The following is a 24,895-nucleotide window of genomic DNA, read 5'->3' on the forward strand; positions in this document are numbered from 1 at the left end:
CTGTTTCGATAAAACGTTAGAGTAAAATCCGCTGAATATCGTTGAAAATAGCCAACGCCATGAGCCCCAATAGAAAAGCCAGTCCGACATGGGTCGTGATGCGTTGCAATTTCTCGCTGACAGGTTTGCGGAACGCCGTTTCCAACGTATAAAATAGAATGTGTCCACCATCGAGCACTGGAATAGGCAGCAGGTTGAGCAGGCCGAGGTTGACGCTGATAACAGCCATGAGCGCCAAGACGTTGAAAAGACCTTCGTTTGCCTGCTGGCTTACCATTTGTGCAATCATAATGGGGCCGCCAACGGAATCGAGTGGGACAACGCGCGTAAAGAGTTTGAGGATACCTTCAGCGGTCAACGCGATAATGTCCCATGTCTGATTCAAGGCGCCGACAATGGCATTACCTGGATTTTGCGGAATCGTCACGGTTTTACCCGCAGACGTCACACCTATCAGAGCAACGTGTTCTTCTTCCCCAAAGAGGTTTTTTATGGTTTCAACTTTGGGCTCGATTTTCTTGCTGAATACATCGCCTTCACGATCAATAGTTAGCGTAATGGGGCCTTGGCTTGAACGGATGATCGTGGACATATCCCTCCAGTAGGACACATCGGTATCGTCAATGGCCAAGATACGGTCGCCGCTCTTGAGCCCTGCAGACAGAGCAGGACTATTGTCGCGCACTTCACCGACAATCGGCAATAATTCCATTTTGCCATTCGCTAAAAGAAGAACGAAGAAAATTAACCAGGCAAGAACGAAATTAAAAATTGGTCCGGCAGCAACAACAAGCATACGCTGCCAAGCCGGGCGTAAAATAAAATGGGTTTCCGGAGGGAATTCCGCGGGAGCTTCCTCCCCGGGATCCTGGGCAACAAGTTGAACATAGCCACCAAGAGGGATGACTGAAAGGCGGTATTCGGTCAAGCCAGATGTAAATCCAGCCAGTTTGGGACCAAAACCAAGAGAAAAGGTCTTTACCCCGATCCCAAACAATCGGGCCACGGAAAAATGGCCAAGTTCATGAAAAAAGATCAAACCGCCGAGAACGAGAATGACCGACAACGTACTGAGCATGAACCATCCTTTGCAGGCCATTTGGGCCTGGCCTGGTTTGAACGTTGGTGTCGTGGAAAGAGGAGAACGAAGAGTATCAGTCTCGTCCTCCGTGACAATATGAGGCAAAGGATATGCATTCTAGATCAAGAAACAAGACTCCATGCACCATGTTCACCACATGCCGAGGAGTTTGGCTCCACTATATCAATATTTCGTGACCTCTTGTCGGGTGCGTTTGTCGAGTTCAATTATGGCATCAAGACTGGATACATCGCAACCACTGTGATGTGAAAGTGCTTTTTCGATGCACCGTGGGATATCGAGAAAGGCGATATCCTCCTGTAAGAATCGTTCGACTGCAATTTCATTGGCAGCATTCAGCACAACCGGGTGACTTGGTCCACTTTTGATGGCGTCGAACGCAAGTTGAAGACATGGAAACACGTCGAGCCGTGGTTTTTCGAACGTCAGGGAGCCGATTTCGGTCAGATCGATCGGAGTCAATGAAAGCGGAAGCCGCTTAGGATATCCCAGGCAGTAGGAAATTGCTACTCGCATATCTGCCGGGCCGAGATGGGCAAGCAGGGATGTGTCGTGGTATTCCACCAACGAATGGACCATGCTTTGAGGGTGAACAACGACATGAACACGTTCTACGGACAAACCGTAGAGATGACATGCCTCAATGACTTCCAGCCCTTTGTTCATGAGCGTTGCCGAGTCGATACTGATCTTTGCGCCCATAGACCAGTTGGGATGTTTCAATGCTTGCGCCGGGGTGACTGTTTGGAGAAATTCCGCATCTTTTTCGCGAAAGGGGCCTCCCGACGCAGTGAGGATGAGTCGAGTCACATCGTTTTCTTCATGGCCCGTGAGCGATTGAAACAAGGCATTATGTTCGGAATCCACAGGAAGAAGGACAGCATTATTTTCTCGGCATGTCGTGCGGATGAGATCGCCAGCCAAAACCAATGATTCTTTATTGGCCAGAGCAATGAGTTTACCAGCCTTGGCCGCGGCTAACGTAGGGGGCAATCCGGCTGCGCCGACAATGGATGACAGGATGACATCGGCATCAGGAAGAGTAGCAAGTTCGATGTATGCCTGCTCTCCGACCAAAATGTGAGGATTATACCCGGCCGGGAGAAGCGACTTGAGTTCTTTGGCGCCTTCTTCCGTTAATACCGCGAGGTATTCTGGACGGAATTGTTCGGCCTGTTGAGCAAGACAGGAAATATTGCGCGCTCCGGCCAAGGCGAGAATGTGGTATTGTTCGGGGTGTTCGGCTGCAACGGATAACGTGCTTTTGCCGATGGAACCTGTCGCCCCGAGAATGACCAGATTGCGAGGGAAATCGGGCAATGTGTCAGCAGAAGGCAGGGATGAAATATACAGACTCACGGAGAACTCGTTTCGTTGGCGTGGTTACTGGAAGAGCGGGAACATCGTTGTGATGGCGTAGTAGACGGGTAAGGCGAACAATAGGCCATCAATGCGATCGAGGAAACCACCATGTCCGGGTAGAAGAGCGCCGGAATCTTTGACATTTTGCCGGCGCTTGAGCGCAGATTCGTAAAAATCTCCAAATTGTGCCGCAATGTTGACTGCACAGGACACCAGAAGAAACAACGGAAGCGAATCCGAACCAGCTACGGCATAAAAGGCTACGCCGATGAACAGAGAGAAAATTAGTCCGCCAATACTGCCAGACCATGTTTTCTTCGGGCTTACACGCGGCCATATTTTAGGACCGCCGATTTTCATGCCACAATAGTAGGCTCCCACATCCGATGCCATGACAAGCAATAGGATAAAAGCAGCTTCAATACGCGAAAGGATCAAGAGTAGGGAAAGAGGCATGGCGATGTAGAGAACGCCGGATGTGATGAACCCAGGACGACAGTCGGCTTTTGTGCTCCATAGAAATACGAGATTTTCGGCCCACAGACATCCCATCACGGTACATAGGAGCGTAAAGACATTTATTGAAGGAGCCAGGGCAATGACGAGACCACCGATGATAAAGCCAATGACTTTACGGATAACCTCATTTTTGCTCCAAAAAAGGCTGTAAAATTCACTTTGAGCGACAAGTGAAACAGCCATAACAATAAGAGCCAGGAACGGTCCCCCGAGGCCAAACGCGGTAATAAGCACCGCAAGACCGACCAGGGATGTGACGACGCGTCGTTGATGCGACGTCATGCGCGAAGGTATTGTACTGGTCACGGATACTCTTGTTTTACGTTTTCTATTCCCGAACGAGAGTGTACTCTGTCAGGCTGTTCGGGAAAATCCCGCCTGACTCGGAGTTTGGTTCTAAGCGAAATTGGCGTCGCCGTAAATGCCGATTGTTTCATGATCGGTGGAGGAATCGAATTGTGAGGGTAAAATAAAGAAAAATCCGGAAAAACGCATTGGCGTTTTTCCGGATAAAAGACATTTCTGTCGGCAATACTAGCTTTGAACCGTAATGGCCTTTTCGCTTTCCCACAATCCATGAATATTACAGAAAGCAGAAGCAATAAGGGTGCCGGATGTTGTCAATTTCAGGCCGCATGTAACGGAATGATTCGTGTAGATGGGGCCTTGGTTGGGGCCGGACGCGTCTTCACCGTGAGCTGAAAACTCAAAATGTCCGGCTTGGTACGCGAATTTTCCGCCTTCAGGCTTGTAGTAAAGCGTGATCTGGCGGATGTGGTGTTCCGTAGTGTTCGGGTGGGCGATTTCTTTTCCAAGAGAGATCGTGACGTTAAAGACTTCGTCGGCTTTGACCGTGTCGGGGGCTTCAATGACAGGAACGTGTTTTTCAGTCTTCCAATCTGCGGTCTGATAGATATCGCCAATTTTCATACTGGTATCCTCCTCAGGATAACGTGAGTTTTACGTAAAGTGCCTTGGATTCGCCTGACAGGGGCGATATGTTTCGTAAAAAACAAGGCACAGAAGATTAGGGACATTCTATTGAAAAAAATGCCCATAATGTCAATGGTGGAAACAAAAAAAAAATGAGTCGCCGGCTTGATTTCTGAAGAAAAATAAACTTAATTGAAATTAAAGATAAGAATCACTCCGGTAAAAAAACGCTCGGGCCACTCGATTGAGGTGCGTTTTTTTCTTTAAAGAAATACGTGGGTATTCGTGATTCGGACAAAAGCAGATTGGCACTGCATTTGCGTTGCTGTTTTTTGTGTTAATTCAGTTCTTTAGCAAAAAAGGTTCGTTTTTATGAGATGTCAGCCGGGGAAACAGGCGGTATCCGTGGCGGCGGTACTATACGGCCTATGCATCGTACTTCTGTCGGGGCAAACAGCGCTCTGTCAACAGACCAAGCCTTTTGGTCCACCTCCCGGGATGTATTATACCGTCGTCGCCGGTAGTTATTACAAAGACAAGTCTGACGCAGAACACGTGTTTGAGACCCTGGCGGCAAAGTTGCCCGAGGATATATTGGACCATCTTGAAATTCTCAAGATGTCTATGTTTTATCTTACTCGACTCGGTCGATTTGAAGAGCGGGAATCAGCTGAACCCGTATTGGCGGCTGTCAAAAAGGTCTTTCCGGGAGCCCAGATCGCACCGTTTAAAGATGTTCAAGGGTTAGACGTGGTGCGCCTCTGGAAAAAAGAAGTGCAGCCTTCTGAAGCAAAAGGCACTGCACAGCATAACGCGGTGAAGCCAACCCCACCTGTTTTGTCTTCTGTCAGAGCCTTCACGCATGAAACGCCTTCTCTTCCGTCTGTACATGAGAAAAAGTCACGCGACGTAAGCTCGCAACAGATTGCTTCCGCTAAACCTACGTTAACTTCACAGTCGACTTCTCAGACGCAGGCTCCTTCTTTTGCATTGTCCGATGAGTCTTCGAAAACGCAACACGCACAGGATGTTGCGAAAACTCCGCGGAAAGTGTCGACTCCCGTACTTCCTATTTCGGTGAAAACGCCTGGCGGTGAAACAGTTTCCCCTATCTCAGCGCCCTCTTCAATACAGACTGCGACGCCACCTGCTGCGATGGAGCAAACGCCCCCCAGCACATCAAGTGCATCATCACAAGAACAGACGGAGGAGCAGTCCGCTACGGATGGAACGAAAACGCTACCGAAAAGCGCTACTCCCATACTTCAACTTCACGTTCCGGTGAAAGTGCCGGGTGGTGAAACGCTATTGCCGGCAACCCCGTCACCAAAAGATGTTCATGGCGAACGCACATCCAAAACTCCGACCGCGTTGCTTCCCGAACGTTCCCCAGTATCAAAGGCACACGATGACATGGGAGGAGGGCTCCAGGAAACTCCAGAAGAGGCTTCAGCTCTTTCCTCTCCGGATGTGTCGGATCCAGGGAAGAACGTAAAGCCCGTTCCGAGTCCAGCGGCGGAAAAGGCATCTGTTAAATCCAATACATCCAATGTGATTGCAGAGTTGACTCCTGATGACACAGGCCAGTCAATGCAGGCGGAAGAGCGTGTTGCTGAGACGGAATCCAACCCTATTGTTCGAATAATCGCCGGAATTTTTGCATTGGGTCTGCTCACGTTTGTTGCCCTTGTGATGTTTCGACGCGATAAAAAGAACGAACCCAAGGCATTTCGGAGCATTACACCACATCTGCTCAAAGCGGTGGATACTATTCGGCTTGACGGCCTGACGGCGCTTGTTGATGCAGCCGTGCTTCGTTATCAACGGGAGTGTTTTTACAAAGGGGGAAAAATCGTTTGCCAAGGATCGACAACCGACATGAAGACCATTCTTGTCACCAGCTGTTTTTCCAAAGACGGCAAGACGTTTTCGGCTGTAGCGCTTGCGAAAACTTTGTGTTCACATGACGACATAAAAGTTCTTGTTGTGGATGGAGCAATCCGCAATCCGGAACTCCATAAAGTCTTTGAAAAGCCGCAGGGACCGGGGTTGCTTGAAGCGGTCTATGACAACCTTGATCCTCTAGATCTTGTTGTTCCGACAAGTAAGCCCAATCTGTTTTTCTTACCAAATGGCAACCCGGATACTCGTCAGGGCAAATCGATATTTTATGAGCAAATGGACGCAATTCTCAAGGCGTTGAAAGAGCAATATGATTTTATCGTATTTGATGGTCAATCTGTTATGCAAAATAGCGAAGTGCCCCTGCTGTGCAGTATCTTTGACATGATTGTTTTGGTTGCGGCATGTGAAAAAACGAAATGGGAAGTGCTGAAACTCGCAACGGATAAACTGACGTCAAGCGGAGGCAACGTGTTGGGTGTCATCTTGAATCGTCGTAAATTCTACATCCCAAGGTTCCTCTATGGTAAAATATAAATTGCAGCATTATGGGCTCGGCTTGTGTCTTTTGGGGGTAGTCCTTTTGATGGCGGGGTGTAGCACGACTTCTCTTTCCTCCGGCCAAGAACGCAACCTCGATATGGCATCATTCTCCGTCGATGAGGGAATATACCCTGACTCAACAAGCCTTTTTACGGATTATCGTTTGGCTCCGGGGGATCTCTTGGACGTGTTGTTCCAAATTAGCACCTGGGAAGTCAAAGAACGGTTTGTCATCGGGGTGGATGACGTTATTCAAGTTAAATTTATTGATATACCAGACTTAAATGTTGAACAAAACGTCAAGCCAGATGGGCGTATTTCATTGCCGTATCTCGATCAGATCGAGGCGGCAGGAAGAACAGTCGCTGAATTGACCGACGAGTTAAAACAAAAATATAAACGATATCTGCGCAATCCCGAAGTGTTTGTTGTCGTTCCTGAATACAGCGCACACATCAAAGAGCTTAAGCATGATTTGCACACGGCTCCTCGCGGTTTGTCGCGGCTTGTGACCATACGCCCTGATGGATATGTCACGTTTCCCCTTATCGGGGATGTGTTTGTTGCCAACAGGACGATTCCGGAAGTCGATGCGCAAATTGATGAAATGTATGACGCCTTTCTCCCGGGACTCACGGTGAATTTGTTTCTCGAAAAAAGTTCGGGAGCCGTGGTGTATGTATTGGGTGAGGTCAATAAACCCGGAGCATTTTCTGTGGCCAGACCTATCTCCGTCATGCAGGCCGTGGCTTTAGCCGAAGGCATGTCGAGTTATGCCAAACCATCGTCGGTTATTGTCTTCAGGTTTCCGACGCCGAAACCGATTGAAGAAAACTATGATAAATATGCCAAAACCGGGGGGCGCAAGATCGAGAAGACTCGCGGTGTCTCCAAAGTACTTGATGACTCCATGGACGGCACGAGACCTGCGAATACGTTTGCTCCTGCCAGCACTGACGAACCTCAAGAGGAAGTTCAGGACAAGCCGAAAATTATTGCCCGGCGATTTGACTTGGAGTCGGCTATGAATGGCGATAAAGGGGCGAGCCTGTTCTTTCTGCGGCCCAACGATATTGTCTATGTCCCCAAAACAGAATTGCATCAAGTGGCGGAAGTCATGAATGATGTGAAGGACATCATGATGTTCCGAGGTTGGGGTATCACTCTTGGTGCCGACTTGATTGATGATCCGCTTCTTGATTTCGACGATTCGCGTTGGAGTGGCAGGACGAAAAGCGAAGTACGTAGCGACTACATCATTAACTCGAATAATTAAGCGTATGGCAAACGAAAATTCTCTTCCCAAGCCGGTGCTGTCCGAGACATCCGAAGAATACCTGCGAGAGCTGGCGCATATGGCGTTTGCTCGAAAGCGGATTATTATCGGAACAACGCTTCTCATTTTCGCATGTACCATCCTGATCGCCTTTTTCTGGCCTCCGAGGTACATGGTGGAAGGGAAGATTCTCGTTAAAGGAAAGAAGATCGAGAAAAGTCCGGAAGTACTGGAAGACACACAAATTCGTACTTTTGAAGTCACCTCGCAGGATTTGACTTCGGAATTACAGATAATTCGTTCCCGTGATCTCATCGAACATACCGTGCTCGCTCTGGCTCAAAAAGGTGAATATTACACCAAAGCCGATACACAAGGCACGAAGTTGACGGAAGCTATTGAGCACATTCTCAAAAATCTCAATACGGATGTTGTTAACGACTCCAACGTCATCCGGGTGCAACTGTATGGCAACAATCCAAGCCGTGAACTCGTGATTCTGAACGAACTCATGCGGCAATATGTCATGTTTCGTTCCGGAATCTTCAACCCGTCTGAGGCCGTGGATTTTTATGGTGCCCAGACAACGAGTTTTGAGAAGGATTTGTTGCATACCGAGCAAGAACTGCTTCGTGTTTACAATAAGGGCGGTTCCGCTGATCCGAAGAAAGATATCGAGTTCAACTTGCAACTCAAGGCCGATCTTGAGAGGCAGCTCGATGCTTTTATGACCAGTGAGATCGAAAAAGAGTCATTTGTAAGTTATCTCAATAGAATGTTGGATTCCGAGCAGGTCCAATTCTTCTCATTTATTGATGTGCCTTCCATCAACAGTTTGAGTGAAGATTTACAACAGCTCATGATGCAGAAGGGGGATTTGCTCCGAGTCTATACGCCTGAAGCCGATAAAGTTGTCTATCTCGATGAGCAAATTTCGCACACCTACATGCTGCTCAAAAATGAGGTTGAGGCATACAAAGAGCGAGAGCAGGCGACCCTCGACTCGGTGCGTCAGCAGATTGATTCGTATGATAAACGACTGAAGCGTATCAACAATCGTCTCATGCAACTCAATGTCCAGCTTATTGAGGCAAATCGCATTGAACGAAAGCTCGCCTTGTTTGAACATTCTTTCGATACCTTTGCCAAACGTCTTGAAGAAGCACGTATTTCCAACACCTCCAATGCAGACAATCTGTTCAGTTTGAGTATTTTGAGCAAACCGTATTTTTCTGGGATTCCCGTTTTCCCCAATAAGCGCACACTCATTCCTCTTGGCTTGTTCGTGGGATTGTTGACTGGCTTTAGTCTCGGTTTCTTGGCGGAATATTTCGACCATACAATTAAAAAACCCGAGGATGCACTCCGACACACCGGGTTGCCCATGGTGATGTCTATTCCCATACTTGAAGATAAATAAAATGGAAGAAGAGAATGCAACGGAGGATGTTGTATTTGTTCTATAAACTGTCCACACTAGGATCTCATGGAGACTGAAGCCGTAACCAAAAGGAACACGCAGAGACAGAATGTAAAAAGTTCTTCAACGGTCTGTCATCTTGATGAAATGCACTTGGACGGTTTACCTTCTGAGTTGCAAAATCAATCTCTTGTTCTTGACGTTGTGAGTCGAGGCTTGGCTATACTGTTCCTTCTTGCTGGGCTTCCGTTGATGATTTGTATTGCCATTTATAGTTGGCTGACTTGTTCCGGACCTGTCTTATATAAAGGATATCGACTGGGGAAGGGAAAACGCCAGTTTACCATGTATAAATTTCGAACGTTGCCGGTGGGTCATGATAAAACCATGGGAGCGTCCATTGTTGGTCGAAAGCATCATTCCATCCCACCGTTCTATTGGTTTTTGCGCGAAACCCGCTTGGATGAGCTTCCTCAATTATTCAATGTTGTACGTGGCGATATGCTTCTGGTTGGTCCTCGTCCTCTCCGACCAGAGGTCTACATGCGGTACTGCGGTGGAATTGTTGACTTTGACAGACGTTTTTGGGGAAAGCCGGGACTTATTGGCGTTTCGCAACTGTTGACTCCTTCGAATACTCCAAAGCGTATTCGCGCTCGGCTCGACAATCTTTTTCAGGAAAAAAGAAACGGTGCCAAGCATACATTTGCTCTGGTGGCCTACACTATTTTTCTCGTTTTTCGAAAGGTGATGGTCAAGGGGGTCTATGCGTATTTGCGCAATATCGTTCGTGAGCGGATTTTACATAAGGAAAAAGATCGCCGATTTTATGAGCGCGTACCGCAAACCCGAACATTTACTGTATTCGAAGAACGGACCAATCCCTCTCGTTCCCGACGGCACGTGGGTGTCGTTCTTGATATCAATGAAACAACCATGCGCATGTATTCAAACATGCCATTACATGAACAGATACCCTGCATCACACTGAAGACGCTGTGTATGCGTCACGGCCGTGAGAAAACAAAAACTGCACATTGCGCTGTTGACGCCTTACGTGGCATCAAATCTGACGAAAAACGTTTTATCTTTTGCTATATTGTGGATTACAATCCTCTTACTCCTTTTTCTCAATATATTGTGGATAAGTATATTCTTCGTAAATCCATGGCTGGATAACTATAGGGAAGAGTATGGCGTTGTTTTCCTCTTTGTCGGAGAGAAGTCCCTTCCTGATATTGGGGACGTTCAGTGTGCTCATATCGAGCACTGTGCTTCTTGCGACAAAATATTACTATCTTGCTCCTGTTCCAGCTCTCGGTGTATTTGCTATTCTCGCTACGTTGAAGTGGCCAAAATTTTTGTATTATCTTGTCATTGCCTTGATTCCTTTCGGGGCGTTTCGGACAATATCGGAGGATCTTCCGTTTTTACGGTTGCATTGGATTGCTTCCTTCTTATTGCTGTTGGCAGCAGCGTATTGGACGCTTCCCAAACGAAGATTGCCGGATCGTTTGTCCTGTAATTTATGGAATCCCATGCTTCTTTTTTTGGCAATCAACTGTATCGCCGCATCCTTTTCCTCATATCCTGCTCTGGCTTTTAAGAATGTTTTGCTCATTGTTGTCGGGTATTTTGTTTTTTTCGGAATGACCTTGTTTTTCGTGGACCGCGATGGATTTGAACGTATTCTTCCTCGGGTGATCGTTGCCAGCGTTGCCTTGTCCGGAGGGCTCGGCGTCTTGGGGTATTTTTTCAATATCGATCTCTTCACGGGAAGAGACGAAATGGCGTCAAGCTCACGAGGAACGGGCGGAGTCGAAGATCCCAACAATATGGCGCTGTATGTTATTTACACCGTACCATTTCTTATTCACTGGGTGGCGAGAACAACATCCAAAGGGAAAAGTTTGTTCTTTCTTTTGCTGTTGGGGAACGCCACGTTGGCTATTGTCAGCACCTATTCGCGAGGTGGAGCGCTTGTTTTTGCCATTACTGCATTCTTGACACTTTTTGAACATCGCAAGCACATTCCACCACGGAAACTCGGATTGCTGCTGTCCGGATTCATGGTTGCAATCGCTTTAGCCTTGTTAGTTATTCCCCAGTCCTATTGGGAGCGGCAGGGCAGTTTGGCCTCAGAAGAGGATGTCTCACTGTCGCGGCGTGCTTCCTATCTCATGGTCGCCTGGGAGTCGATTCAACAAAGCCCCTTGGTCGGTTTTGGCCCGGGAACATTTCGTGAACTTTATGGGCGATCTGAAGTGACTCTCCAGTATAAACGGGAAGGACATTCGCTGAAGCGTGATGCGCATAATACCTTTGTAGAAGTGCTTATTGGAAGCGGAGTCCCTGGGTTTGCCGTATTTTTATGGATGATCTTTTTAGCGATACGGAATTTGGGGAAAACCAAACGAATGTATAGAGAAAAAGGGCAGTTCGTTCTCGCTGATTTGACCGGCGCGTATCGCCAAGCATTTTTTGCACTCCTTTTGTATTTGTGCATTTTCAGCGATGTCTTTCATAAATTTTTGTTGCTTTCGTTGGCTGCCTCACAGGTTGGCATGTATGCGGCCAAAGCCGCACCAGACGTACTCCATACTGAATGTAGCACGGATGAATTGTTGCAAACGTCCGAGACAACGGAAACGCTTTCCTGATGAAAGGATAAGACTGATGGATGTGAGCTTGTTTGTCTTTATCGTCTGTCTGTCGGGCGTCGTATCGGTTTTTTTCCCATATCCTCTGATGCTGTGGTTTCTTGATTGGTTGCACCCCCATCATCACGTGATTGATGGGAATTGCAAGTCCGTGCCTCATCATTCCGTGAGTTTTATTCTGGCTTTTCGTAACCCCGGACCGGCGTTTGCGGAAACGATTCAAACAACGTTGGCAATTCTTCAGGATCGACCTTCCTGGAATGCCGTTTTCGCTTCGGATGGTTCCGACGATGGCAGTGAGGAAATGGTTCGGGACTTGGGCCAGGGCCGTATTGAACTCGTCTGCTTACCGGTTCATCAAGGGAAAACCGCAGCACTTAATGCGGCTGTTACTCATGCAACGAACGAGGTGCTGGTTTTTTTTGATGCAGACTCTCGATTTGATGCCCTGGCCGTCGAAAGTCTGCTTGCACATTTGTCCAACGACAGTGTTGGCGGCGTGAGTGGAAGACGTTGCCTCAGCACGAAAGGAGTGCACGGTGGGGCACAACGTTCTTTTTTTTCTTTTGACGCCGCCGTCAAAACGTTGGAATCGCGTGTCTCATCTCTCACCTCCAATGAAGGGAAACTTTACGCCATATACCGGAGTCTCTTCCAGCCTTTGCCCAATGCGGTGACCGATGATCTCTACTCCTGCCTGTGTGTTATCAGACAAGGCAAACGTTATCTCTTTGACTCTGCCGCCACTGTCATGGTCCCTAACCCTTTGCGTACCGAAGGCGGAGAGTTGATTCGGCGTCGTCGCATTGTCGGCGCCAGCCTGCGTACGCTCTGGCTGAATCGAGAGCTTTTTGTTCCAAGCAAGTATGGTTTGGTGAGTGTTGGGTTGTTTTGTAACAAAGTCCTACGTCGCTTGCTTCCGTTTCTTTTGGTTAGCTTATATGCAGCCAACCTGGCTCTTGTCGCCCGAAATATCGGATTTACGCTGATTTTCCTGTTGCAAACCGGTATCTATCTGCTTGCACTTTGTTATCCCGTTCTTTCGCGTTTGCCTTTGCCGCGAAAGGTGAAAAAAATGTCCAGTATACCCCGCTATTTTGTCTTGGGCAATATCGGAACGGCACTTGGCGTTTGGGATTTTGTCATGGGGCATGCGGCCGTGAAATGGAATCCGACCAAATCGGGGGGAGAGGAGTGAAAAATACGATCGCCTATGTCATGTCTCGTTATCCTCGTATCACCGAAACGTTTGTGCATTTTGAAATGCTTGAAATGCAACGCCGGGGTCGTCGAGTGCTCATTTTCCCGCTTCTTTTGGAACGCTCTCAGGTGGAACACCCCCAGGTGGAAGACATGATGGCCTCCGTTGTTTTCGAACCGTTTATGTCGTGGGCAGTTTTGCGCGACAATGTACTGTCGTTTGTTTCTTCTCCTCGCGCGTACTGCGCTGCCATTCGAGACATCCTTTCCGGGACATTGGGGAGTTTTAACTTTTTTTTTGGCGCTCTCGGGGTTTTTCCAAAATCGGTATCATATGCTCGTCAAGCCAAGGCTCGTGGGGTTGAGCATGTTCATGCTCATTTTGTGACACATCCGGTTATTTGTGCTCTTGTCATCAAACGTCTTGCCGGCATTCCGTTTAGTTTTACCGCACACGCGCACGATATTCTTATCGACACGCGTATGTTCGATATCAAGCTGCGTGAGGCTGAATTTGCCATTATGATTTCGCAGTACAACAAATCTCTCATGATCAAGACCTTCGGTCTTCCCCCAGATCAAGCCGAGAAAATGCATATTGTACATTGCGGTATTGATCCCGATGATTTCCCCGCGGTTCCGGCTCCTGATAATCCTATTCCCGAGATCGCTTGTGTCGCGTCTTTTAAAGATATGAAAGGGCATGTGCATCTTGTGGAAGCACTTCGTCTGCTTTGTGGCCAAGGCCGAACATTTCTTTGTCGTTTTATTGGTATCGGACCGTTGGAAGGCGAAATTCGACGCCGTGTTGAGGAGGCAGGTCTCAACGACGTGGTAATTTTTGAAGGAGCGTTATCCAGGCCGGAAGTGAAAAAACGGTTGGCCCATTGCGATTGTGTGGTGTTGCCTAGTGTTGTTGGTCGACGTGGAGATCATGAAGGTATTCCGGTCGCGTTGATGGAGGCCATGGCAACACAGCGTCCGGTGGTAGCCTCTCGGCTTGCGGGAATCCCCGAGCTCATTGAGGACGGTGTTTCAGGCCTTTTGGTTCCGCCTGGAGATGTCCGGGCTTTGGCAGAAGCGTTAGCTAAACTTTTGGATGACCCGGCTTTGCGTCGTATTTTGGGAGAACGCGGTCGAGAAACCGTTGTGCAACATTTTAACCTGAAAATTGAGACGGTCAAGCTTGATGCACTGTTTCGTCGCGTTTCCTGAACGGGACGATATATCCCCATCTTGAATTTCCTGCTCCCTCGTCTTATTCTATTCGATTACAATGGCCGGTCATGTTTATTGCTGGTCTTGTATTCGTTTGTTATGTGGAACAATGCTGGTTCGAACAATATTGCTTTTTCATTTAACCGAGATCAGTTCAAGGAACACCGATGCGGATTACGTGCCCACATTGTGGATTTAGCAGGGATGTCCCCAACGACAAAGTACCTGCTCGATCGGTTCGCGCTACCTGTCCGAAATGCAAGCATAAATTCCAATTTCGGCGAGTAGGTGACGAAGCCGTTTCCAGCTTAGATGGGCAGGACGAAGCACCTGCCGCAGTCAATAGTCCATCGCATCAGCCGGACTACGCCGAATCTGATACCGTCCAACCGGAACATTATGAACGTGAACCGTCCCAGGCCAGGTATGCCAACACAGCTCATCCTCGTGAAGGTATAGAAGACGATTCTATCGAATATCAGGAGCCTCCACGCGAATCGGGAGACGGATCTCCTATCGAATCCGTCCATTATGCCGAGCCAGGAGATGAAGAGGCAGGGCAAGACAGTACGGGTTCTATGAAGCATGATACAGCGTACGAAGAGCCAGAGAACGATGCTTCTCCGGCATCAGATACCCCAGGCCACATGCGAGCCGACAATCCTGATGACGTTCCCTTCCAAAACCAGACCGAGCGTTCGGAGAACTCCGATCGTGATGGTCAGGATATCTGGGCCAAGCTTGAAGCGATGGAACGCAACGGTGGTCGGCGTCGCCTTGATGAGACTGGCGAAACCGTTGACGATGCAATTCCTTGGGAGCACTTGGATCGACATGGCTTTTTAAACGGATTTGCCTCCACAATTTTTAAAATCATGTTCAAGCCGCTGTCCTTCTTCGGCAATATGGCCCGTGACGAACGGGAAACACCGCATGTCGGCAAAGCGCTTGTTTTCAATATTCTTATTTCTGAACTTATTGTCCTCATGGACTTTGTGTGGCTTTTTGTCGGCGCAAGAACCAAGCTGGCCGGCGGAGATGAAGCCCAAGAACTCCTGCATGTTTTAGCCGCGTCACCGGGAATGGAGCTGTTGGTATTTATGCTCCTGATACCGTTTATGTTTGCCTTGGCCGCCTATATTGATGCAGGGTTGATTCATTTACTGCTCATGCTCTTTCGCGGAGCGAAGCGGAGCTTTGCTCATACATTTCGTACTATTTGTTATTCCGGAGCTCCTCTTATTATTTTAGCGATACCCGTTGCCGGACAGTATTTGTCGCCCCTGGTCATGGTGTGGAGTATGTCGTTGCAGGCTATTGGATTACAACGTGTCCATGGGATCGCTTCGACGCAGGCTCTGGCCGCTGTGCTCATAAAATGGACGCTGTATGTGTTGCTGTTCATGCAACTCGGCAGCATCGCCATGCCTTGAGCCATGACGCCACCTGAGAGGAGAGGGCATGCTCGATAAACTGATTTCAATGTGGAAAGATTTTCAGGAAAAGCGGCGGGTCGCTCGGGATCTTCGTCCTGAGGCCTTTCGGACGCTCGCCAAGGAACTTCGCGAGTTGTCCATTATTGCATCCCGGCTGCGTCCTCAAGAATCGAAGTTTCAAGTCAAGGTGAGTCGCATTCACCAGGAAATGGATCAGCTCGAAGAACTGACCTCCAAGCCGGAATTCCGCATGTTACCGACGAAAAAGCGGATGCAACTGCGGAAAAGTCTCATCAATTCAAAAAATCAACTTCTCGAATCGGTGAATGAAACCGCTCCGCCAACGGATATGCCGCAGTAAGTGACATGCAGAGAAGCGGAGGACGTGAGCTGTGGGAAAGGTTGTCGGCGTATGGGATCGTGTCGCATGACGCGATAGTCTTGTGAGATATATTTCCCGTCTGACGAATGCGTCCGGAAGATGGTTCGGGGAGGGAGTGCCCTCCCCACCTGTTGACGCAACATGTCTGGTTCCTTGGAGAACGGCTCAGTTCTTTTCTATGAAGCCATCCCTACAAGTTGGCAAATGCGCCGAAGCTGTTTCGTTTTGGGGTCGTATGGGAAGAGGCTGTTTTGCAATTCCAAAAAATTCGGATTCAGGTTGATCTGATGGCATCGTGTGAGGAGTGTTTCGAGCTGATCCAGCTTGTTGGCATGGAAGAATTCGTTTGCGGTGGAAGCAATACGACGGAGAAGGTCGTCTGTCACCGGGCTGGAGGCCTTGTCCCGGAGAAATTGCAGCATGAGTTCTTCCGCCGATGATGCGACAGATTCGCCTGTGAGCCACGCATACGCAAGCCCTGGGGCCAAATGATTCCACAATGGAGCAAAGGTAAGAGTGGACTGGGCTTCTTGTCGATTGGTGATGAGATGAATACCGTCTTGAGCGTGACGTACCATGTCTTGGAATAACGTATTGCTGGCGGTTTGTATCCAGGTGTCGGCAATGGCCTGTCGCTTGTTCCAGGCGAGTTCGTCACCACGGGCACAGACGTGAGCTTCAAATGGCTCTCCGACCTTGGTGATCTGGATCCGCATGGCATAAGGATCATGACCAGGCGGCGAGGTGTAAGCGATTTCTACATCTTCGGGGTGCGGCTCTTGAGTCCAGGCCAGTGTTGCTTTGGCAGCAACAAAGGATGGGATTTCGTCCGATGTGGGTTCGATCGTCACGCTGACACCGGGCCACTGTACGGTTTCTGCTGATGTTGTCTCCGAGTTCACACCGGGGAGACGCCTTTGAGCCCACAAGTGAAGTAGTGCTTGGGTGACGAGTGTACGGGTGGTTTCCCGACGTGGAACGACTTGCGTTTGCCAAATATGATTGCCGTTGTGCATTTCCGGAATATTTGAGGGGGCCTGTTCGAGAATATCGGAGAATTCAGGCTCAAAATCCGGGCCTTGGGTTTTTTCGGCCAATTCCATGGCGCGTAAGGCAAATGTAAGTCCGTTGACTGGCTCAATACGGGAAATTTCGTCAAAGAACCATGCACAACTGGCAAAGGCGGCCAAAGCCCACTTTTGCATGGCAATCAGTTTGAACGCTTTCGTACGATCCGCCGGGCTGAGACCGCCGGAAAGCCACATATCAGCGAAGTCTTGCGGCGTCACGCGACCGGAAAGGAGTTTCCCAGCCTCAACGAGCGCCTGCCGAGGGTGCTTAAAAAGTTGTTGGCCGGCATCGAAAAAATGTTCATCGACTTTCGTTTTGAATGCATTGAGGGCATCACGAAGCGGTTTTCTCCACGTCTGTTTCCATCCGGGATGCCCCCCCGTCGTGCAGCCGCAATCCGATCTCCAACGCTCGACACCATGGGCGCAACTCCATGCTGAAGGCTCATGGAGACGCACCTGCATCGTTGGCGGATGGGCTTCAAGAAAGGTCGCGTAGTTGGTGAGATGAATATCTTCTCGCTGCTGGCGGGCCTGATCTAAAATATAGGCAAGACCCATTTCTCCAAATTTGAAATGGTGTCCGTATGTTTCACCGTCAGTGGCCAATGAGAGAAGTCCCGGAGAGCTTGCATCGGCAAGACGTCGCCAAAATTTTTCTCCATCTTCCAGCAAGCGCTCAAATGCGACGGCCTGCGAGATAGGGCCATCGTAGAAAAAAACGGCGATTTGTCGGCCTGACGGCAGGGAAACCGCATAGGGCAGACGTATATCCAATCCTCCGTGACTGACGTCGCGCCAGTCGCCACTCCCAAGCTTCGTGACGGCAGCAGCCTGCCCCGGAGCAAGGATGGTGAAGGTTATGCCGTAATCGGCGAGCACTTCTAAAGTGGCCGTATCCACAGCGGTTTCGGAGAGCCACATTCCTTCGGGAGCGCGGCCGAAACGCGCCTGGAAATCTTCCACCGCCCAGGCGACCTCAAGTTCCTTGTCGAGTTCCGAGGCCAGCGGCATGATGACATGGTGATAGATCTGCGCCAAAGCATTCCCATGCCCTAGGCGGGACAGGCTTTTTGCATCGGCGTCAAGCATGGAATGATATGTTGTCGGTGCGAATTGTTCCATCCAGTGCAACAAGGTGGGACCGGCATTGAAACTCATCCATTCGTAGCAATTGACGATGTCGACAATACCTCCGGGGCCAAGGCGTCTTGCCGAGGCAATAGGAGCGTAACTCTCGTTGAGAATGCGTTCGTTCCAGTTCATTGCCGGGGCGGCGCTGCCCTCGGGCAGAATCAGGTCCAGCCAAGGATCTTCACGAGGAGGCTGGTAGAAATGGCCGTGGATGCAGAGGTATTTTTTCATGGCTTTTCTGTATACGGTTTTCAGAAATTAGGAAAGACCCTTGCGAAAATGTCATGGGAACGCCACGCTTTTATTGCATTGTCACGGATGAGATAAAATTGATTTTGAAGGCAAGTTCATTTATCCTAAACATTTGCTGCATTGTTATAAATAGCCATAACAGGCCCGTTTCGGGCCGGGAGAGTTCCGTGTCCAGCCTGTTTCGTCTTCTGCCGTCGGTCGATGTTGCTCTCACCGCTGTTGCGGATGTTCCGGCCTTACACCATGTACCACGTGCGCTTCTTCGTGACGGAATCAATCTTTTTTTAGATCGGTTACGTCGCGATATTCGCCAAAGTCGCATCATGAACGCCTCGCAACTTGAGCACACCGTTCTTTGGGAACGTCTCGTTCCATTTCTTGTCGCCTATGTTCAACCGCATTTTCGGCGGGTCATCAATGCGACGGGAGTCGTGGTGCATACTAATCTTGGTCGATCCATTTTAGCCGAAGTGGCAACACGGGCTGTTACCGAGGCTTGTGCCCGATATTCCAACCTCGAAATGAATCTCGACACGGGTGGACGAGGGAGCCGATATAGTCATGTTGAAGACGCCTTATGTCGGCTGACTGGCGCCGAGGCCGCGCTGGTCGTCAACAATAATGCCGCAGCTGTCCTTCTCGTGCTTGAAACGCTGGCCAAAGGACGCGAAGTCATTGTGTCACGCGGTCAGCTCGTCGAAATAGGCGGATCGTTTCGTATTCCTGAAGTCATGGAGAAAAGCGGCGCCACGTTGCGAGAAGTCGGGGCAACCAACCGGACGCATTTGCGTGACTATGAGCAGGCCATCAATGAAAATACTGCGGCGTTGCTCAAGGTTCATGCATCGAATTACCGAATCATTGGATTTACGAAGGAAGTTAGCCTTCCCGAGTTGGCCGAGCTTGGTTCAAAATACGATTTGCCTGTCATTGAAGATTTAGGCAGTGGGAATTTTTCCGATTTCAGCGGCCTTGGGCTGCTTGATGAGCCGACTGTGCAAAAGACCGTTGCCGATGGGGCGGATGTGGTTACTTTTAGCGGAGACAAAGTTCTGGGCGGACCACAAGCCGGAATTATTGTCGGAAAGAAAGAATACATTGACCGGATCAAAAAGAATCCGCTCAACCGAGCTGTGCGTATCGACAAGATGACATTGGCTGCATTGGAAGCAACACTTCGGCTTTACCTTGACCCGGAAAAGGCCAGGCGAGAGATTCCCACAGTAGCCATGATTTTGGCTGATCCTGTCCAGCTTGCCAGTCGTGGGGCCATATTGGCTGATGATGTTGCCAAAATTTGTGGCGAGTCGGCGGTCGTCGATACGGTATCGGCGGAGTCTCGTGTGGGTGGGGGGGCGTTCCCTGAGCAGGGTTTGCCCACGACGTTGGTCCGTGTCCGGCCTGCACATGAAGGAATTTCTGCGCAGATGCTTAAAGAGCGGCTTCTGGAAACCGATCCTCCGGTTATCGGACGGATTGAGCACGATGTCTTTTGCCTTGATGTTCGCACTGTGGCTGACGATGAGTTTGAATTGACGGCAAACGTCCTGAACAAGGCGATTGCCGGTTGCATGAACTGACGTGATAATAAGGAGTATTCCTGCACTATGCCTTCGGATTTTGAATATACGTCGAAAAATTGTTGGGAAGTCTTTGACAACGATACGGCTCAGGCTGAAATGGATAGTTTGGCACAACGCTATATTGATTTTCTGTCTACTTGCAAAACCGAACGATTGACGATCAACTATCTGCAAAAGCGGTTAGCTGATGCCGGTTTTGTCGGCTGTGATCAGGATTTTTCCGGCGATGCTGTGATGCGTGTTTTGCGCGGAAAAACTTTGTTTGTTGCGCGTAAAGGCAAACGGCCGTTGCGTGAAGGCTTCCGATTGGTCGGCGCGCATGCCGATACACCGCGCATCGATCTCAAACAGCACCCTTTATATGAAGATTGTTCCGTGGGACAGGCAAAAACCCACTATTACGGCGGGATTCGTAAGCACCAATGGCTTGCCAGACCACTGGCTCTGCACGGTGTGGTTGTAACGAAAGACGGCGATGTCAAAACGGTCTGCATAGGGGAAGAGCCGGTTGATCCGGTGTTTACCATTCCCGATTTGTTGCCGCATTTGGCGTACAAGCAAGTGGAAAAAAAGTTGTCGGAAGCGTTCGAGGCGGAAAATCTCAACATTATTGTTGGGCACCAACCGGTTATCGCTCCTAAAAAAGAGGGTGAAGAAACTCCGGGAATCCAGTGCGCCTGTTCGGGCATCAAAGCCAAAGTTCTTGATATTCTCAATACGAAATACGGAATTGTTGAAGAAGATTTGTTCAGCGCCGAATTGCAGGCCGTCCCGGCCGGCCCAGCACGTTTTATTGGGTTCGATCAGGCGCTCATTGGCGGATATGGTCAGGATGACCGTGTCTGCGTCTTCGCCGGTCTTGAAGCGCTTTTGTCTGCTGAAACTCCGGAGCATACGCAGATCGTCTTGTTCTGGGACAAGGAAGAAATTGGTTCCGAAGGGAACACCGGAGCGAAGTCTCTGTTTTTTGAATATTGTGTCGAGGATCTCATCGACGCGTGGGATGCCGGAGCACGGAAAAGCCGAGTTTTTGCTGCTTCAAAAGCCATTTCCGCGGATGTACATGGCGCACTTGATCCCGACTACCAGGACTGCCATGAAAAGTTGAATTCCGCGTTGATCGGTCATGGTCCGTGCTTTTGTAAATTTACCGGACATCGCGGAAAAGTTGGGGCCAACGATGCCCATCCTGAGTATGTCGCCTTTTTGCGCAAAATGCTTGAGGATGCTGGTGTGCCCTGGCAAATGGCCGAACTCGGCAAAGTTGACCTCGGTGGAGGCGGTACCGTCGCCAAATTCCTGGCTATATATGGCATGGATATTATCGATTTCGGTCCCCCAGTGCTTTCCATGCATAGTCCTTTTGAAATTAGTAGCAAGGCTGACCTCTATGCCACGAAGTTGGCCTATGAGGCATTCTTGCGGACATAATTGGATATCCGAAATGCATTGGTCCCGGTTTTCGATATTTTTCGAAGGCCGGGACAATGCGGTCAAGCAGCTTGAAACAAACGGAAAGGAAATGCAATGCCAGTCATTATGGGCACAGCCGGACATATCGACCACGGCAAAACAACTCTTGTAAAAGCCTTGACCGGAATCGATTGCGACCGGTTGGCTGAAGAGAAAAAACGCGGCATCACCATCGAACTTGGCTTTGCCTTCATGGATCTGGCTGAAGATCTTCGACTTGGGGTGGTGGATGTGCCGGGCCATGAGCGATTTGTCAAAAACATGGTAGCCGGTGCCGCAGGCATTGATTTCGTCCTTCTTGTTATTGCCGCTGATGAAGGCATTATGCCGCAAACGCGAGAACATCTTGAAATCTGTACATTGCTCGGCATTTCTACCGGCCTCGTTGCTCTGACCAAAGTCGATATGGTCGATGAAGAGTGGCTTGAGATGGTTACCGATGATGTGTCCGGATATCTTGGCTCGACGTTTTTGGCAGACGCACCGATTTTTCCGGTTTCAGCACATACCGGACAAGGGTTGGATGATCTGAAAGCTGCCTTGGTCGAATTTGCCGGTGGGTTTGCCCCAAAGCGGCGTTCCGATTTATTTCGATTGCCTGTAGATCGTGTTTTTACCATGAAGGGACATGGTACAGTGGTGACGGGGACACTTGTTTCCGGCGCGGTTAAGGCGGGTGATGATATCATGATCTATCCGCAAGAATTTGCCTCCAAGGCGCGTACGGTCCAATCGCATGGAGAGCAATCCCAGCAGGCCGAAGCCGGTCAACGTACGGCCGTCAATCTCCTTGGTTTGGATGTGGCGGACGTGTCCCGCGGTGATGTGGTCGCTTCCCCCGATGCGCTTTTTCCCAATACGGTATGGGACGTGGAGTTGACCTGCTTGGCATCGTCTCCACGCGGGCTCAAACACCGTACGGAAGTGCATTTCCATCATGGCACACGCGAAGTTCTCGCAAGACTTTATTTTCTCGACCGCGACAAGTTGGAACCAGGGGAACGCGCGTTATGCCAGGTCGTTTTCCCTCAGCCTATGGTTGGCATGTTTGGCGATCGATGCGTCGTACGCACGTTTTCCCCGTTACGTACGGTGGCCGGGGCACATATTTTACGACCTGAAGCAACCATGCTTCGCCGTCGCGATTCCAATTTTGCAGAAAACTGCGAACAGTTATCCACCCTTATTTCGTGTTCGGACGAAGATCGCATTCGTACCCAGCTTATGCTTGCCGGCCCTCCAGGTTTGCAATTTGCCCAACTTGTTGTGGCGACCAATATTGAATCGAAGACGTTGGAGAGATTGCTTCAAGTCATGGGGGGAAAATCCGAGGTCTGTTTATTTGACAAAGAACGGAGAACGTTTGCTTCCGGAAAGATTGTCGATGAGCTGACCCAGGCTGCTCTTTCCCACCTTGAAGCGTTTCACCGGAAAGAGCCGATGAAACTTGGGATGTCACGAGGAGAGCTTGCGTCTGCCTGGGGGCGTGAGTTGCCTGCCAAGCTTGTTCATTTCATCGTGGAAAAAGGGCTGAAGAGTGGGCTTATCGTCACAGAACAGGACGTCTTGCGCCTGCCGCAGCACCGTGTTTCTCTGGCTTCGGATACGGCCAAGCTCAAAGCCACGTTGACCGATGTCTACACCACCGGTGAGCTGACACCTCCCAATCTCAAAGATGTTCTGGCCGAACTCGATCTGAATTTCAAGGAAGCGGCACCAGTTTATAAGCTTCTTCAAGATGAAGGCATTATCGTCAAACTGAAGGAAGATATGTACGTCAGTGCCCAGGCTATTGCGCAACTCATTGCCGACGTGCGTGCCTATTTTCAGACCAATGACGAAATGGGACCAACGGAATTTAAAACAATCGCCCCTGTGTCACGCAAGTTTGCGATTCCCCTTATGGAGTATCTCGATAAGCAACGAATCACCATTCGTGTAGGGGACAAACGCCGGCTCCGTGGTTGAACGATTGGGGGCAGGAATAACAGGTGGGCCGCAAAGAGAGATTTTATAGTTCGCCCTTCAATGCTCTCTCCGCAAAGGCAATGGCACGTACAAACATGCAGTGTCATCGAGGCTGTTCCGCTTGATATGGGGGCTATAAAAAGAATCGGACCGACGCTTTACCCGCAGAGCATCGGCCCGATTCAACGATCATGGAGAATGAGAAAAATTTTAGTGGCTTTCGTCAACCGGCAGTTCCGGGTCGGGGGGAAGATTTTTTTGTTGGTATTTAATGACTTCAAAGGTTCCAAGAATGAGGAGAATAGCGTACAGAACAATCAGGCCGGAAAAATCGAATTCCATGTTGTCGGCTCCTTGGTTCAACCCGGTCTCTCAAGAGAAGCGGCAGTAAAATTATGTTAAGCGAATTACTTATAACTTCTTTTTCTTTTCGTGTCTAGGCCGAACAACCGTAAATTGTGAGCGAGGCTGCCATGAAGAAGATCATTGTGGGTGTTGACGGGTCGGAGCTTTCGGAGAAGGCTCTTCACCGTGTGATCCACGAAGCACAATGCTCCCCTTGTGAAATCATTGTCGTGAGTGTCGCTGAAAGTCTTAGTGTTTTGTCGCTTGAACGGAACGAATCGGCTGGTTCAGCCTGGGAAAAGCTTCTCGCTGAACCGCGGAAGACTATGGAAGAAGCCTGCCAGTTGATGGATGAGAATGGGGCGAGTTGTCACGGTGTGGTTGAAGCGGGGCGGCCTGCCGAAGTCATCTCCCGCGTGGCACGGCAAGAACAAGCAGATGAAATCATCATTGGCAGTCAGGGCAAACACGCCGTAGACCGACTGCTTCTTGGCAGCGTGTCTGCCCGTTTGGTTGAAATCGCTCCATGTACAGTGGTGGTCGTTCGTTAACAGGAGCGAGACGATTTTTCGTCTTCAATCATGGCAAAATTGCTTTCCGGTGCTTTGCACACCGGACACTCATTGGGTGTTTTGCCATCGGCTGTTTTGGCTAAACCGAACTTTTTGCCGCAACGCAGGCAGACATAGCGAATTACTGTTGTGTCCATAACTATCGTCAATATGGGTAAAAGTGTTTTTGGTTGGTGCAACACTACGAGGTACGCGTTAAAACAATATGCGCATATCCTTCTTTGTGCACTGTTTCCATAGTCCATCCGGGATAGATGTGCAGTTGTTCTTCCACTGCCGGCACAAGACCGGGGGCGACAAGTACCGTGAAGCTTCTTTCCCGGGAGAGGCGAAGATGCCACCCGACATCCATTCCTATGCCTCAGCAGGTATTGCGCAAGTCAAGCGTCTTCACGATCGATTCTCCCGTTGTTTTTTCATAAGACTACGACCGTTGATCAAACCAGGCAAGAGGCTTTTTCATTCTCTTTTTCCTGTAAGATTTTTGGCATTTTTTTGCTGAAGACGGCATGAAAGTGTAACGAACTTGCTACAAACAGCGATAA

General features: G+C 49.5%; 21 protein-coding genes. 13 read left to right on the forward strand and 8 right to left on the reverse strand.

All coding sequences use genetic code 11. From position 1 onward, the window contains the following. Positions 1–16: 16 nt before the first annotated feature. The 4 genes from rseP to G451_RS0108930 all read right to left on the reverse strand — a co-directional run bounded on the left by rseP (position 17) and on the right by G451_RS0108930 (position 3,913). The gene (gene rseP, locus G451_RS0108910) at positions 17–1,078 is read right to left on the reverse strand and encodes an RIP metalloprotease RseP (RefSeq protein ID WP_027183985.1); all 1,062 of its coding nucleotides are present in this window, start codon (positions 1,076–1,078) and stop codon (positions 17–19) included. 186 nt (positions 1,079–1,264) lie between these two features. Beyond that, positions 1,265–2,461, reverse strand: a complete 1,197-nt coding sequence (gene dxr / locus G451_RS0108915) for a 1-deoxy-D-xylulose-5-phosphate reductoisomerase (protein WP_027183986.1) — start codon at positions 2,459–2,461, stop codon at positions 1,265–1,267. Between the two features lie 24 nt (positions 2,462–2,485). Beyond that, complete coding sequence (locus G451_RS0108920) at positions 2,486–3,289, reverse strand: phosphatidate cytidylyltransferase (protein WP_156921564.1); 804 nt, start codon at positions 3,287–3,289, stop codon at positions 2,486–2,488. Between the two features lie 228 nt (positions 3,290–3,517). Next, positions 3,518–3,913 carry a class II SORL domain-containing protein gene (locus G451_RS0108930; RefSeq protein ID WP_027183988.1) on the reverse strand — a complete coding sequence of 132 codons (396 nt, stop codon included), beginning with the start codon at positions 3,911–3,913 and terminating at the stop codon, positions 3,518–3,520. Positions 3,914–4,321: 408 nt separating this feature from the next. Here G451_RS0108930 and G451_RS0108935 point away from each other — a divergent pair, with 408 nt between their 5' ends. The 9 genes from G451_RS0108935 (at position 4,322) to G451_RS0108975 (ending at position 15,932) form a co-directional block, all read left to right on the forward strand. Beyond that, complete coding sequence (locus G451_RS0108935; RefSeq protein ID WP_027183989.1) at positions 4,322–6,355, forward strand: hypothetical protein; 2,034 nt, start codon at positions 4,322–4,324, stop codon at positions 6,353–6,355. Next, positions 6,342–7,637, forward strand: coding sequence for a polysaccharide biosynthesis/export family protein (locus tag G451_RS28455; RefSeq protein ID WP_034641473.1), 1,296 nt, complete (start codon positions 6,342–6,344; stop codon positions 7,635–7,637). Before G451_RS0108935 ends, G451_RS28455 begins: the two co-directional genes overlap by 14 nt. A 4-nt stretch (positions 7,638–7,641) precedes the next feature. Beyond that, positions 7,642–9,057: a GumC family protein gene (locus G451_RS0108945; protein WP_027183990.1), complete on the forward strand. Its 1,416-nt coding sequence runs from the start codon at positions 7,642–7,644 to the stop codon at positions 9,055–9,057. 66 nt (positions 9,058–9,123) lie between these two features. Next, entirely contained in the window at positions 9,124–10,236 is a 1,113-nt protein-coding gene (locus G451_RS32540) for a sugar transferase (protein ID WP_027183991.1), read from the forward strand. Between the two features lie 74 nt (positions 10,237–10,310). Further along, positions 10,311–11,717 carry an O-antigen ligase family protein gene (locus G451_RS0108955; RefSeq protein ID WP_169727850.1) on the forward strand — a complete coding sequence of 469 codons (1,407 nt, stop codon included), beginning with the start codon at positions 10,311–10,313 and terminating at the stop codon, positions 11,715–11,717. 16 nt (positions 11,718–11,733) lie between these two features. After that, positions 11,734–12,915 carry a glycosyltransferase gene (locus G451_RS0108960; protein ID WP_027183993.1) on the forward strand — a complete coding sequence of 394 codons (1,182 nt, stop codon included), beginning with the start codon at positions 11,734–11,736 and terminating at the stop codon, positions 12,913–12,915. After that, positions 12,912–14,132, forward strand: coding sequence for a glycosyltransferase family 4 protein (locus tag G451_RS28465; RefSeq protein ID WP_051261313.1), 1,221 nt, complete (start codon positions 12,912–12,914; stop codon positions 14,130–14,132). The genes G451_RS0108960 and G451_RS28465 overlap by 4 nt, the downstream gene beginning before the upstream one ends. A 170-nt stretch (positions 14,133–14,302) precedes the next feature. Further along, positions 14,303–15,568 carry a YIP1 family protein gene (locus G451_RS0108970; RefSeq protein WP_027183994.1) on the forward strand — a complete coding sequence of 422 codons (1,266 nt, stop codon included), beginning with the start codon at positions 14,303–14,305 and terminating at the stop codon, positions 15,566–15,568. A gap of 28 nt (positions 15,569–15,596) precedes the next feature. After that, positions 15,597–15,932, forward strand: a complete 336-nt coding sequence (locus G451_RS0108975; protein WP_027183995.1) for a hypothetical protein — start codon at positions 15,597–15,599, stop codon at positions 15,930–15,932. A 197-nt stretch (positions 15,933–16,129) separates the two neighbouring features. On the opposite strand, the gene G451_RS0108980 is transcribed toward G451_RS0108975, so the two are convergent. After that, complete coding sequence (locus tag G451_RS0108980; RefSeq protein WP_027183996.1) at positions 16,130–18,388, reverse strand: DUF3536 domain-containing protein; 2,259 nt, start codon at positions 18,386–18,388, stop codon at positions 16,130–16,132. A gap of 188 nt (positions 18,389–18,576) precedes the next feature. Between G451_RS0108980 and selA the strand changes: the two genes are divergently transcribed. The 3 genes from selA (at position 18,577) to selB (ending at position 23,433) form a co-directional block, all read left to right on the forward strand. After that, complete coding sequence (gene selA / locus G451_RS0108985; protein WP_027183997.1) at positions 18,577–19,989, forward strand: L-seryl-tRNA(Sec) selenium transferase; 1,413 nt, start codon at positions 18,577–18,579, stop codon at positions 19,987–19,989. A gap of 27 nt (positions 19,990–20,016) precedes the next feature. Further along, positions 20,017–21,423 carry an aminopeptidase gene (locus G451_RS0108990; protein WP_027183998.1) on the forward strand — a complete coding sequence of 469 codons (1,407 nt, stop codon included), beginning with the start codon at positions 20,017–20,019 and terminating at the stop codon, positions 21,421–21,423. Positions 21,424–21,519: 96 nt separating this feature from the next. Beyond that, on the forward strand, positions 21,520–23,433 hold the full coding sequence (gene selB / locus G451_RS0108995) for a selenocysteine-specific translation elongation factor (RefSeq protein WP_027183999.1): 1,914 nt from the start codon (positions 21,520–21,522) through the stop codon (positions 23,431–23,433). A 210-nt stretch (positions 23,434–23,643) separates the two neighbouring features. Here selB and G451_RS35175 read toward each other — a convergent pair whose 3' ends face one another. Continuing rightward, positions 23,644–23,775 carry a hypothetical protein gene (locus G451_RS35175; protein WP_281171555.1) on the reverse strand — a complete coding sequence of 44 codons (132 nt, stop codon included), beginning with the start codon at positions 23,773–23,775 and terminating at the stop codon, positions 23,644–23,646. Positions 23,776–23,906: 131 nt separating this feature from the next. Between G451_RS35175 and G451_RS0109005 the strand changes: the two genes are divergently transcribed. Next, on the forward strand, positions 23,907–24,329 hold the full coding sequence (locus tag G451_RS0109005; RefSeq protein ID WP_027184000.1) for a universal stress protein: 423 nt from the start codon (positions 23,907–23,909) through the stop codon (positions 24,327–24,329). Here the strand turns inward: G451_RS0109005 and G451_RS0109010 are convergent. Both G451_RS0109010 and G451_RS34085 read right to left on the reverse strand, forming a co-directional pair. Next, complete coding sequence (locus G451_RS0109010) at positions 24,326–24,487, reverse strand: hypothetical protein (protein WP_156921565.1); 162 nt, start codon at positions 24,485–24,487, stop codon at positions 24,326–24,328. The two genes, G451_RS0109005 and G451_RS0109010, sit on opposite strands and share 4 nt — an antisense overlap. Positions 24,488–24,531: 44 nt before the next feature. Further along, entirely contained in the window at positions 24,532–24,702 is a 171-nt protein-coding gene (locus tag G451_RS34085; protein WP_156921566.1) for a hypothetical protein, read from the reverse strand. Positions 24,703–24,895: the final 193 nt, after the last annotated feature.

Source organism: Desulfovibrio inopinatus DSM 10711, from assembly GCF_000429305.1.
Lineage (GTDB): Bacteria > Desulfobacterota > Desulfovibrionia > Desulfovibrionales > Desulfovibrionaceae > Alteridesulfovibrio > Alteridesulfovibrio inopinatus.

What these genes read in the sequence shown, in the direction of transcription:
- rseP (WP_027183985.1), bottom strand. Translation starts at nt 1,078, where the DNA reads ATGCTCAGTACGTTGTCGGTCATTCTCGTTCTCGGCGGTTTGATCTTT.
- G451_RS0108930 (WP_027183988.1), bottom strand. Translation starts at nt 3,913, where the DNA reads ATGAAAATTGGCGATATCTATCAGACCGCAGATTGGAAGACTGAAAAA.
- G451_RS28455 (WP_034641473.1), top strand. Translation starts at nt 6,342, where the DNA reads ATGGTAAAATATAAATTGCAGCATTATGGGCTCGGCTTGTGTCTTTTG.
- G451_RS0108945 (WP_027183990.1), top strand. Translation starts at nt 7,642, where the DNA reads ATGGCAAACGAAAATTCTCTTCCCAAGCCGGTGCTGTCCGAGACATCC.
- G451_RS32540 (WP_027183991.1), top strand. Translation starts at nt 9,124, where the DNA reads ATGGAGACTGAAGCCGTAACCAAAAGGAACACGCAGAGACAGAATGTA.
- G451_RS0108960 (WP_027183993.1), top strand. Translation starts at nt 11,734, where the DNA reads ATGGATGTGAGCTTGTTTGTCTTTATCGTCTGTCTGTCGGGCGTCGTA.
- G451_RS0108970 (WP_027183994.1), top strand. Translation starts at nt 14,303, where the DNA reads ATGCGGATTACGTGCCCACATTGTGGATTTAGCAGGGATGTCCCCAAC.
- G451_RS0108975 (WP_027183995.1), top strand. Translation starts at nt 15,597, where the DNA reads ATGCTCGATAAACTGATTTCAATGTGGAAAGATTTTCAGGAAAAGCGG.
- G451_RS0108980 (WP_027183996.1), bottom strand. Translation starts at nt 18,388, where the DNA reads ATGAAAAAATACCTCTGCATCCACGGCCATTTCTACCAGCCTCCTCGT.
- G451_RS0108990 (WP_027183998.1), top strand. Translation starts at nt 20,017, where the DNA reads ATGCCTTCGGATTTTGAATATACGTCGAAAAATTGTTGGGAAGTCTTT.
- selB (WP_027183999.1), top strand. Translation starts at nt 21,520, where the DNA reads ATGCCAGTCATTATGGGCACAGCCGGACATATCGACCACGGCAAAACA.
- G451_RS35175 (WP_281171555.1), bottom strand. Translation starts at nt 23,775, where the DNA reads ATGGAATTCGATTTTTCCGGCCTGATTGTTCTGTACGCTATTCTCCTC.
- G451_RS0109005 (WP_027184000.1), top strand. Translation starts at nt 23,907, where the DNA reads ATGAAGAAGATCATTGTGGGTGTTGACGGGTCGGAGCTTTCGGAGAAG.
- G451_RS0109010 (WP_156921565.1), bottom strand. Translation starts at nt 24,487, where the DNA reads ATGGACACAACAGTAATTCGCTATGTCTGCCTGCGTTGCGGCAAAAAG.
- G451_RS34085 (WP_156921566.1), bottom strand. Translation starts at nt 24,702, where the DNA reads ATGGATGTCGGGTGGCATCTTCGCCTCTCCCGGGAAAGAAGCTTCACG.